This window comes from Evansella sp. AB-rgal1 (assembly GCF_041820985.1).
Taxonomy (GTDB): domain Bacteria; phylum Bacillota; class Bacilli; order Bacillales; family Salisediminibacteriaceae; genus Evansella.
In genome coordinates this window covers 56978-66238 of record NZ_JBGUAU010000029.1, presented here as the reverse complement: position 1 = coordinate 66238, position 9261 = coordinate 56978, and the positions used below count along the sequence as shown (strand labels likewise).

At 36.8% G+C, this 9261-nt stretch carries 13 protein-coding genes; 4 read left to right on the top strand and 9 right to left on the bottom strand.

The features are described 5' to 3' along the window. Nucleotides 1-439: 439 nt before the first annotated feature. From ACERII_RS20510 to ACERII_RS20500, 3 genes are all read right to left on the bottom strand, one after another. The gene (locus tag ACERII_RS20510) at nt 440-583 is read right to left on the bottom strand and encodes an acid-soluble spore protein N (RefSeq protein WP_373644792.1); all 144 of its coding nucleotides are present in this window, start codon (nt 581-583) and stop codon (nt 440-442) included. Nucleotides 584-655: 72 nt separating this feature from the next. Beyond that, nucleotides 656-787, bottom strand: a complete 132-nt coding sequence (locus ACERII_RS20505; protein WP_373644790.1) for an FbpB family small basic protein — start codon at nt 785-787, stop codon at nt 656-658. A 110-nt stretch (nt 788-897) separates the two neighbouring features. Beyond that, nucleotides 898-1029 (bottom strand): hypothetical protein, encoded by a 132-nt coding sequence (locus ACERII_RS20500; RefSeq protein WP_373644789.1) that lies wholly within the window; start codon nt 1027-1029, stop codon nt 898-900. 149 nt (nt 1030-1178) lie between these two features. Here ACERII_RS20500 and ACERII_RS20495 point away from each other — a divergent pair, with 149 nt between their 5' ends. Then, the gene (locus ACERII_RS20495) at nt 1179-1547 is read left to right on the top strand and encodes a hypothetical protein (protein WP_373644788.1); all 369 of its coding nucleotides are present in this window, start codon (nt 1179-1181) and stop codon (nt 1545-1547) included. A gap of 168 nt (nt 1548-1715) precedes the next feature. On the opposite strand, the gene acnA is transcribed toward ACERII_RS20495, so the two are convergent. After that, nucleotides 1716-4439, bottom strand: coding sequence for an aconitate hydratase AcnA (acnA, locus tag ACERII_RS20490; protein ID WP_373644787.1), 2724 nt, complete (start codon nt 4437-4439; stop codon nt 1716-1718). 221 nt (nt 4440-4660) lie between these two features. Between acnA and sspO the strand changes: the two genes are divergently transcribed. Beyond that, nucleotides 4661-4813 (top strand): small acid-soluble spore protein O, encoded by a 153-nt coding sequence (sspO, locus tag ACERII_RS20485; protein ID WP_373644786.1) that lies wholly within the window; start codon nt 4661-4663, stop codon nt 4811-4813. A 46-nt stretch (nt 4814-4859) separates the two neighbouring features. On the opposite strand, the gene ACERII_RS20480 is transcribed toward sspO, so the two are convergent. Continuing rightward, nucleotides 4860-5114, bottom strand: coding sequence for a hypothetical protein (locus ACERII_RS20480; RefSeq protein ID WP_373644785.1), 255 nt, complete (start codon nt 5112-5114; stop codon nt 4860-4862). Between the two features lie 145 nt (nt 5115-5259). Here ACERII_RS20480 and ACERII_RS20475 point away from each other — a divergent pair, with 145 nt between their 5' ends. Then, nucleotides 5260-5400 (top strand): small acid-soluble spore protein P, encoded by a 141-nt coding sequence (locus ACERII_RS20475; RefSeq protein ID WP_373644784.1) that lies wholly within the window; start codon nt 5260-5262, stop codon nt 5398-5400. 14 nt (nt 5401-5414) lie between these two features. On the opposite strand, the gene ACERII_RS20470 is transcribed toward ACERII_RS20475, so the two are convergent. The 4 genes from ACERII_RS20470 to ACERII_RS20455 form a co-directional block, all read right to left on the bottom strand. Further along, complete coding sequence (locus tag ACERII_RS20470; protein ID WP_373644783.1) at nt 5415-5702, bottom strand: YesK family protein; 288 nt, start codon at nt 5700-5702, stop codon at nt 5415-5417. Nucleotides 5703-5756: 54 nt separating this feature from the next. Beyond that, the gene (gene selA / locus ACERII_RS20465) at nt 5757-7163 is read right to left on the bottom strand and encodes an L-seryl-tRNA(Sec) selenium transferase (protein ID WP_373644781.1); all 1407 of its coding nucleotides are present in this window, start codon (nt 7161-7163) and stop codon (nt 5757-5759) included. Nucleotides 7164-7477: 314 nt separating this feature from the next. Next, nucleotides 7478-7612, bottom strand: a complete 135-nt coding sequence (locus ACERII_RS20460; RefSeq protein ID WP_373644780.1) for a hypothetical protein — start codon at nt 7610-7612, stop codon at nt 7478-7480. A gap of 170 nt (nt 7613-7782) precedes the next feature. Further along, entirely contained in the window at nt 7783-8019 is a 237-nt protein-coding gene (locus ACERII_RS20455) for an Rdx family protein (protein WP_373644778.1), read from the bottom strand. Nucleotides 8020-8213: 194 nt separating this feature from the next. Between ACERII_RS20455 and selD the strand changes: the two genes are divergently transcribed. Next, nucleotides 8214-9236: a selenide, water dikinase SelD gene (gene selD, locus ACERII_RS20450; RefSeq protein ID WP_373644795.1), complete on the top strand. Its 1023-nt coding sequence runs from the start codon at nt 8214-8216 to the stop codon at nt 9234-9236. The last annotated feature ends 25 nt before the right edge of the window (nt 9237-9261 follow it).

Genomic DNA, 9261 nt, shown 5'->3' with positions numbered 1-9261 from the left:
GAATTTCCGCCTAATGACCCGAAAAAAATGAAAATAGACAATTTATATGTACATAAGAGAAAAACCTCCCCTTATTTTCCCCGAAATGGGCACAATTCTAAAACTAACCGGAAATTCTCCGCTTATTTTACTTATGCTGATTACTTTTAGGAAATCTCATTTCAAACCAATGTCTTCATGAACTTAATTGAACACTTTCACCCAAAAAAATTGAATTTATTTATTTCATAAACACCACTACATCATTACATTAAGGTCGGCGACCACTATTAACCCGTATAGATTGTATGTGGCAGGTAGTACAAATTGAGAAAGAGGATACTCAAAAGGCTGATTGATTCCTTTTAAGACATCCTCTTAGGCTAACGATAGTAATCAAATAAGCCACGTTATGTTTTACATTTAAGGGTTTGATGTTTGTCACCTTGAATACTTTCGATTATTTCCCTTTTGGAGGAATATAATCAGGTTGATCATTATCTTTCGTATTCATTTTCTTTCCCTTATTTGAATCACTCTTACGTGGTTGTGTACCTAAATGGTCAGGTCTATGATGCGCAAATTTAGTGAAATTAGAAGCCATGAGTTATCCTCCTTCCGTACTATTACTATTTCCGGTTGGAGGATAAGTATGACTAGAAAAAGGTAGTATTTATTAAGATGGTAAACGATCCATATGTTTCTTGTCTAAACGTCGTTCAATTCTCTCAAGTTCTTTCGGATCTTGCATTAATTCTTGCTTATTTTCTTTAATCAAGTCCTCAAAACGTATCTTTTTCTTTGACATCATTATCACCTCTAAGCTGTATATTTATATCCATTATTAACCTAAGGTGATAATATTCATACATTTTAAGCCCAAAAAAGCTGTTTTGAAGCGGTTTTTCTAGGTATTACTTATTTATTTCTCATTTTTTTCACTTCATAATCCGCGAATGTTTCTAACTCAGAAGCGTGGTTTGTTTTTCCTTGTTGTTTCTTGTTATTGTTTCGATTTGCGTTTGCATTTCCTTTTTTCTGACGGCCCATTTAAAATTTCTCCTTTCTATTTGGTGATTATCTCTTTGCAGTTTTAGTATTTGAAGTGTGATGTGATCTATGTAAAGATTATTTTCTTACATATTTTGTTCCATTCGTAGAAAAATATAAAAAAGTGTCAGTTAGGAGGCTTGCTCGTTATGGCGGAATTTTTAGATCAACTCAAGAATTTTTCAAAGCACTTAGGAAAAAGTGTTTCTGATTTATTTAAAAAAGAATCAAAACGACCAATACAAATGGAAAAGCTTTCTTGGTTGATTATTTCTAATACAGGAAGTAAAAAAACAACTAAAACATTATTAGGATTAATATTTAATACGTATCGATTAAAGGTAGGACCTATTGAGTTGAAACTTGAGACAAAGGGAAAAAATGATGAACAAATTCTAGAGCTTCGTGCAACAGAAGAAGGAGAGGAGCTATTTACCTATAAATCCTATGAAGCTGAACAATCACTAAAAGACAAACAGCTGTTGCCAGAGTATGTACATGTACATTTGGCAGAATAAAGAAAGACTTCAACTACTATACACGAATAACCATGTCCTCTGGGGTCATGGTTATTTGTTCCATTTAATGAGAAGAATCTCGGATGACAGAACAAATTAAAAGGATTTTTATAAAAAGAAAGACGCACTCTGATCTTTACAGAGTGCGCCTTTCGTTACAAGCTAAGCTTATTTCGTTTCACTTAATGCGTTACGTAATACCATTGGAAGAATTCCACCATGACGGTAGTAGTCAATTTCTACTTCACTGTCGAAACGAGCTAGTGCTTCAAAAGTTGTTTCTTTCCCAGTTTCTGCATCTTTGGCAACAACCGTTACATAGTCGCGTGGTTGGATTTCGTTTGAAACTTTCACTTCAAACTCTTCCTTACCTGTTAATCCTAGGCTATCAGCACCTTCTCCATCTTTAAATTGAAGCGGTAGAACACCCATTAATACCAGGTTACTACGGTGAATACGCTCAAAGCTTTGCGCAATAACAGTTTTAATTCCTAGTAAGTTAGTTCCTTTTGCTGCCCAGTCACGCGAGCTTCCCATTCCGTAATCATTACCTGCTAATACTACAAGACCTGTACCTTCTTCTTTGTACTTCATACAAGCATCGTAAATAGCCATTACTTCACCTGTTGGCCAGTAAGTAGTGTATCCACCTTCTGTACCTGGAGCAAGTTGATTTTTAATACGGATGTTAGCAAACGTACCTCTCATCATTACCTCGTGGTTACCACGACGAGAACCATAAGAGTTAAATTGAGCTGGCGTTAAACCTTTTTCAATTAAATATTTACCAGCTGGGCTATCCTTAGCGATAGATCCTGCAGGAGAAATATGGTCTGTTGTTACAGAGTCACCGAATTTCCCAACAGCACGTAACCCCGAAAGTGCCTTAACCTCTTCAGGCTCAGGGGATAAATTTTCAAAGAATGGCGGGTTTTGAATGTAAGTGGACTCCGTGTCCCAAGAATATAAGCTTTCATCTGTTGTTTCAAGCTTATTCCACTCTTCGTTATCATCAAATACTCTTTCGTATTCTTTCTTGAATAGTTCAGGAGTAACTGCTTTTTCCATTGCACTTTGAATTTCAGAAGTACTTGGCCAGATGTCCTTGAAGAATACATCATTTCCGTCTTTATCTTTTCCAATTGGTTCTTTTTCGAAGTCAATATCTACCGTTCCAGCTAATGCATATGCCACAACAAGCGGTGGAGATGCTAAATAGTTAGCCTTAACTAAAGGATGGATACGTCCTTCAAAATTACGATTACCACTCAATACAGAAGTAACAGTCAAATCGTTTTCTGCAATACCTGCTTCAATTTCTGCTGGTAAAGGACCACTGTTACCAATACATGTTGTGCAGCCGTAACCAACAAGGTTAAATCCTAATTGATCAAGGTATGTCATTAGACCACCATTTTCTAAGTAGCCAGTAACAACTTTTGATCCTGGAGCTAATGATGTTTTTACGTATGAAGGAACCTCTAGACCTTTTTCTACTGCATTTTTAGCTAAAAGACCCGCACCCACCATAACGTAAGGGTTGGATGTATTTGTACAGCTCGTAATGGCAGCAATTGCTACAGAGCCTGTTTTTAATGTTGATTCTTTTCCATTTGGATGTTTTACTGTAGCTTCCTTCTCAATTTCAGCAGGAGCTAACCCAAAGCCTTGGTTTCCAACTGGTGCACTAAGGGCTTTATTCCATTCATCTTTCATTTTGGATAACGGAATTAAGTCTTGTGGACGTTTAGGACCTGATAGGTTTGGCTCAATATTAGAAAGATCGATTTCAACAACATCTGTAAAATGAGGATCCTCTTTTTCAGGTGTATAGAACAGATCATTTGCTTTTGAATACTCTTCTACTAATGTTACAAGCTCTTCGCTACGTCCTGTAAAACGTAGATAATTAAGTGTCTCTTCATCAACTGGGAAGAAACCACATGTTGCACCATACTCAGGAGCCATATTTGCAATCGTAGCACGGTCTGCAAGCGTCATTTCTGCTAAACCTGGTCCAAAGTACTCAACAAATTTCCCTACTACTTTCTTTTCACGAAGTACTTGAGTTACTTTTAATGCCAAGTCAGTAGCAGTAGCGCCTTCTGGCATAGAACCTACTAGTTTCACACCAATAACTTCTGGTACTGGGAAATAAGAAGGTTGTTGTAGCATTCCTGCTTCCGCTTCAATTCCGCCAACACCCCAACCAAGAACACCAAGTCCATTGATCATTGTTGTATGAGAGTCAGTTCCAACTAAAGAATCAGGGAAAGCAACTAGCTCACCGTCTTTTTCTTCATGTTGAACAACATTCGCTAAATACTCAAGGTTCACTTGGTGAACAATTCCAGTTGCTGGAGGAACCGCACGATAATTGTCGAACGATTTTTGTGCCCAACTTAGGAATTTATAACGCTCTTCGTTTCTTTGGAACTCTAGTTCCATATTTTTTAGAAGTGAGTCTGCTCCACCAAATTCATCTACTTGAACAGAGTGGTCTACCACCAAATCTACTGGGATAGCTGGATTGATTCGATTAGGGTCTCCACCTAAGTCCGCCATTGCTTTTCGAAGTGATGCAAGGTCAACGACAGCAGGAACACCAGTGAAATCTTGTAAAATAACTCGAGCTGGTTTAAATGGAACGTCAATGTTTTTTACATCCTTCGTTCCCCACTTCGCTAAATTTTCCACATGCTCTTCTTTAATAACTTTACCATCATATTGACGAAGTACCGATTCTAAAAGCACTTTAATAGAATAAGGTAGCTTGGATACGTTTCCAACACCATTTTCCTCTATGGCTTTTAAATCATAATAGTTGTACGTCTTTCCACTTGCTTGGAAAGTACGTTTTGAATTGTACAAAGATTGATTTTCATTTGACATATGTATTCCCTCCTCACCTTATATCATATAACAGAATGTCGAAATTGTCTAAAACCTTTATTCGAAAATTTGTCACATTTAACTTTTCTAAAATAATTACTTTGTGGTATAAGAAAACCTTATCATTATGTATAAGTAAATATTAACAAACACTACCTTTTATAAAGTTATTTCTATAAATTATTACTCATTGAACAAACTAACATTGGGAGGTGGGAAAATTGACGAAAGATAGAGCCAATCATGTACGTCCAGGAATGAATGATGCAAAAGCTCAAGGTAAGGGAGCTGGTTATTCGGAAGGATACCTAAATAATGCTCCACTATCCGCAGAAGAGAGACAATTTAATAAGAAGACAAAGAAGCGTCAATAATGAGAAAGCCCAAAGATTAGTTACTAATCCTTGGGCTTTCCTTCATCTATTCCATCATTTGTTGCTTATATCTTGCTACATCCTGGCTGTACTGATCTAATTGTTTTCGTTGATGTTCTGAAGCAGTAACTTGAGCTTTTTGAATGACTTGAATTGCTTCATCTAACTCTTGCTCCGCAATTTTATACTGATGCCCATACTCAGCATCATCTTCATGTAAATTTTCAAAAGCTTCTTGTAATTGCACATACGCTTGTTGTGCAGCTTCAAATGCTTGACGCTTATTTTTATGATATGGCATACCGTATTCCCCCTTTTCTAAATGGTTCATTACATTTATAGTTTTTATATCTTTGGAACAAATATGCATACCATTGTTTGTGAAAATAGTTCGGGAATAAAGGTAAAAAGACGAGGAAAACTAATTTTAGAAAGGGGATAGTATAATGACTCAAAAAAATACGTACAAAGATCAAAGAAGAAACTCTCCTAAAGGTCACCATTCCAGTAGTCAACCAGAACCACTTTCAGGATCAAAGAAAGTGAAGAAAGGAAATCACGTTCCTCAGAGTGACGGAGAAGGTTAATAAAGAAGGGTGCATCAATTCGATGCACCCTTCTTTTTGAGATATCTAATGACCATATTTATAACAACTCCAATAACTGTTCCCACAAATGCGAATAAACCCAAAATAGCATAACCTAGTCCTGCCCATCCCCCAACCTGTTGAGCAACTACGATTGTAAGGACACATAGCAAGATGAAGAATCCCGCTACATACACTTCAAGCTTTTTCTCAGGAAGAAATTTGCTAATAAAAAAAGTAACAAGCAAATACACAGCAGTAACGGGTAATGATATAGAGATAATAGCAGAAAGCAATTCCATGCACATTCCCCCCTAACCAGATTCACCTTACTTTAAAAACGTAAATATTACTAATTATAGTTCATGTATCGTATCTAATAATAGAGTAATTTCATCCATTGAAATAGCGCGGAAATCAATAAAGACATTCCCATCTAGAATTCTTGAAATTACTGGCGTACTACTTTCTCTTAATGCCTTTTCCAGCTCTGTTGGAGACATTTTCTGGTGTTTCATCTTAATACCTACCGTAGGTTGCTCTACTAATGGCATTGTACCTCCACCAACTTGCGATGTTGTTTCACATGGTTCCAATGATACATTATCGGGTGCTTTATATTGGCCTAGGAACACATTCACTTTTTTAGAAATCTCTTCTTTAGATTGTAAGATGTCACGAATAGTTGGTATATCTTGAATTCCATCTTTATACACGTATTGCTGAAGTGTAGCTTCTAATGCGGCCAACGTCATCTTATCTACACGTAATACTCGGGCTAAAGGATGTTTCTTTAGCTTTGTAATTATTTCTTTTTTTCCCGCAATAATACCTGCCTGTGGGCCACCTAACAACTTATCTCCACTAAAAGAAATAACATCCGCACCATGTTTTAAGGACTCTTTCACAACTGGTTCATCACCAATTCCATCGTGTTTAAATGGATATAGTGATCCACTACCTAAATCTTCATAAATAATGATGTTACTTTCATTTTTACTATTATATTCATCCGCAATTTGCTTTAACTCTAGAACAGACACTTCTTTTGTAAAACCAACTGTTTTAAAATTGCTGGTATGTACTTTCATAAGCATGGAAGTTTCTTCTGATATTGCTTCCTCATAATCAAAGGGATGTGTTTTATTGGTTGTACCAACTTCCTTTAGTATAGCTCCACTTTCTTCCATAATTGTTGAAACTCTAAAAGAACCACCTATTTCCACTAGTTCTCCTCGTGACACAATGACGTCTTTATTTTTCGCCAAAGCTTTAAGCACAAGATAAACAGCTGCTGCGTTGTTATTTACTACCATTGCAGATTCACTCGAAGATGCCTTCGCAAGTAAAGTTTCAATAATATCATGACGAGAACCACGTTTCCCAAGCTCCACATCATATTCTAACGTACTGTAATATTTTGATGTTTCTACTACACGAGTAATTGCCTGATCACTTAACCTCGCTCTCCCTAAGTTCGTATGTAGTATGGTTCCTGTTCCATTAATCACCCGCTGAAGCTTATAGGGTGCATAAGTATTTCCTTTAATCCTAAGTTGCTCTTGGATTTTTGTAGAGATTGCTTCACGAGACAAATTTGTAAAACCTTGTTTGTTTTCTAGTATATTTTTCCTTAAGTCACTAAGGATGTCCGTTATCCAGTCTTTTAAAATTATTTCTGGGATGTTATTAGTGACTAGTCTTTGATAAACTGCTGTTTGTTGTATTTCATGCACAGCAGGTATGTTACGAATTGGATTCATTTTTCTCTCTCCATTTAACCAGAATTTTCCTTGAATGCTTTTCTACATTATTGTACATCATATGTAGTGAAGAGGAAGTCAATTGATTTTCTCTTCTCAGAGAGATACAGGAATGTAGGGTTTTCGTAACGTATTACCTTGAGGGGTGGTTCGCTTGTACTTGTAACAAGGATAAACTCAGGCAAGGAAAGTAAATTACGAATTAAAAATGAGGTGTTTCCTAAAGACAAACATCGACTTTACCCCATAGGAGCCAGTATCTGCTCGAAGGAAAAGGTGGTCATTTCGACCACCTTTTTTTATTATTATTACTCCTATTGACCAGTTCCAAACGTAGCTCTTTCTTTTTCTAATTGAATTTTCTCTTTGTAATCCTTCCATAAACCAGCTGCATAAATAGCTGATACTAAACCTACACCAATACTTACTCCCTTGACTAATTTCTTCATTGTTCCCCACTCTCCCTCTTCTAGTCGATTCATTTCCACTATTATACAATAAATGCATACGGAAGAAGAATGAATAAGGTTCCATTTTTATGTTATTCCTGGAATTACACAAGAAAAATTAATTTCTTATAAAAAGACCCCGATATCATTCCTATCGAGGTCCCAGCATCTTATTTAGATTCCATTATTTTAATTACATCTTCAGGATTTGGAAACTCACCTGTTTCCTTTTTCGAATATACTTTCTCTCCATTGACGGTAACCTCGAATACTCCACCAGAACCTGGAACTAAGTTTAAGCTTGTAATATCCGAACGGAAATGATTAAAAAGTTGTTCTGCGAAACTCGCAGCTTTAGGTGCGTAGTTTCACTGTTGGCAAAACTCAACTGTCATTTGGTAGCTCATTATGCATATCTCCTTTATAATAAGAATGAAATGGAATACCACCATTCTAAAATAGGGTTTGTTTAAAAGCAAAAAAGATGCTTCTAGAAACAATTTAGATTATGAAACTTGAACCTACTCAACAATTTTTGTAATGTAAATAAAAAGGGGGATTACATATGGAAAACAAAGAGCAAGAAATCCGCTTAACAGCCATGTCAACAAAAGCAGGTTGAGGATGCAAAATTGGTCCTAGTGACTTGGCGCAGGTACTGCGTCACTTACCACAAAATAAAAAAGATGAACGTCTACTCGTTGGACATGAGACATCAGATGATGGTGGCGTTTATCAACTAACGGATGATATTGCCTTAATTCAAACAGTAGACTACTTTACCCCTATCGTTGACGATCCATATATGTTTGGACAAATAGCAGCAGCAAATGCACTAAGTGACGTTTATGCAATGGGTGGTGTTCCAAAAACAGTATTAAACATCGTTGGTTTTCCAATAAAAAAATTACCTCACGAAATGTTAGCACAAATACTAAAAGGTGCATCAGATAAAGTGGACGAATCAGGAGCAGTAATCGCTGGAGGTCATTCTATTGATGATCAAGAGCCAAAATTCGGTTTAAGCGTTACAGGGGTTGTTCACCCTAACAAAATATACAAAAACGTTGGTGCCAAGCCTGGTGATGTACTGATCTTAACAAAACCTATTGGTGTCGGGATTTTGACGACAGGAATAAAACGAGGGAAAACAACAGCTTCACAAGAAGAAGTCGTAACGAGCACTATGGCAGAGTTAAACCGTATTGCTTGTGAGACTTTATCTGATTTCCATCCTCATGCTGTTACAGATGTAACTGGGTTCGGACTGTTAGGTCATGCCTTTGAAATGGCCAGTGGAAGCAATGTTTCCTTTCACATTGAGTATGAAAAAGTGCCCCTATTAGATGGCACTAAGTCACTAGCTGAAGAGGGCGTTATTCCTGGGGGAAGTAAGTCAAACCACACATGGCTTAAAGATTCTATTTCGTATGATGATACACTTCAAGATGTGGATCAACTTATTTTATGTGACGCCATCACTTCTGGAGGCTTGCTCATTAGCTTACCGAAAGAGGAAGCAGCAGAATATGTGAGTATGCTAAATCAAAAAGGAGTTTCCGTAGCTTCTATTATTGGGGAAGTAGTGGAACAGCAAGAAAAGGCTATTTATGTCCATCCATAAAAAACTAGCGAGGAAGGTTCTTCTC

Coding starts and splice junctions, on each gene's coding strand:
- ACERII_RS20495 (WP_373644788.1), top strand. CDS start 1,179: ATGGCGGAATTTTTAGATCAACTCAAGAATTTTTCAAAGCACTTAGGA.
- ACERII_RS20480 (WP_373644785.1), bottom strand. CDS start 5,114: ATGCCATATCATAAAAATAAGCGTCAAGCATTTGAAGCTGCACAACAA.
- ACERII_RS20510 (WP_373644792.1), bottom strand. CDS start 583: ATGGCTTCTAATTTCACTAAATTTGCGCATCATAGACCTGACCATTTA.
- ACERII_RS20500 (WP_373644789.1), bottom strand. CDS start 1,029: ATGGGCCGTCAGAAAAAAGGAAATGCAAACGCAAATCGAAACAATAAC.
- ACERII_RS20505 (WP_373644790.1), bottom strand. CDS start 787: ATGTCAAAGAAAAAGATACGTTTTGAGGACTTGATTAAAGAAAATAAG.
- ACERII_RS20460 (WP_373644780.1), bottom strand. CDS start 7,612: ATGAAGAAATTAGTCAAGGGAGTAAGTATTGGTGTAGGTTTAGTATCA.
- selA (WP_373644781.1), bottom strand. CDS start 7,163: ATGAATCCAATTCGTAACATACCTGCTGTGCATGAAATACAACAAACA.
- ACERII_RS20475 (WP_373644784.1), top strand. CDS start 5,260: ATGACTCAAAAAAATACGTACAAAGATCAAAGAAGAAACTCTCCTAAA.
- ACERII_RS20470 (WP_373644783.1), bottom strand. CDS start 5,702: ATGGAATTGCTTTCTGCTATTATCTCTATATCATTACCCGTTACTGCT.
- acnA (WP_373644787.1), bottom strand. CDS start 4,439: ATGTCAAATGAAAATCAATCTTTGTACAATTCAAAACGTACTTTCCAA.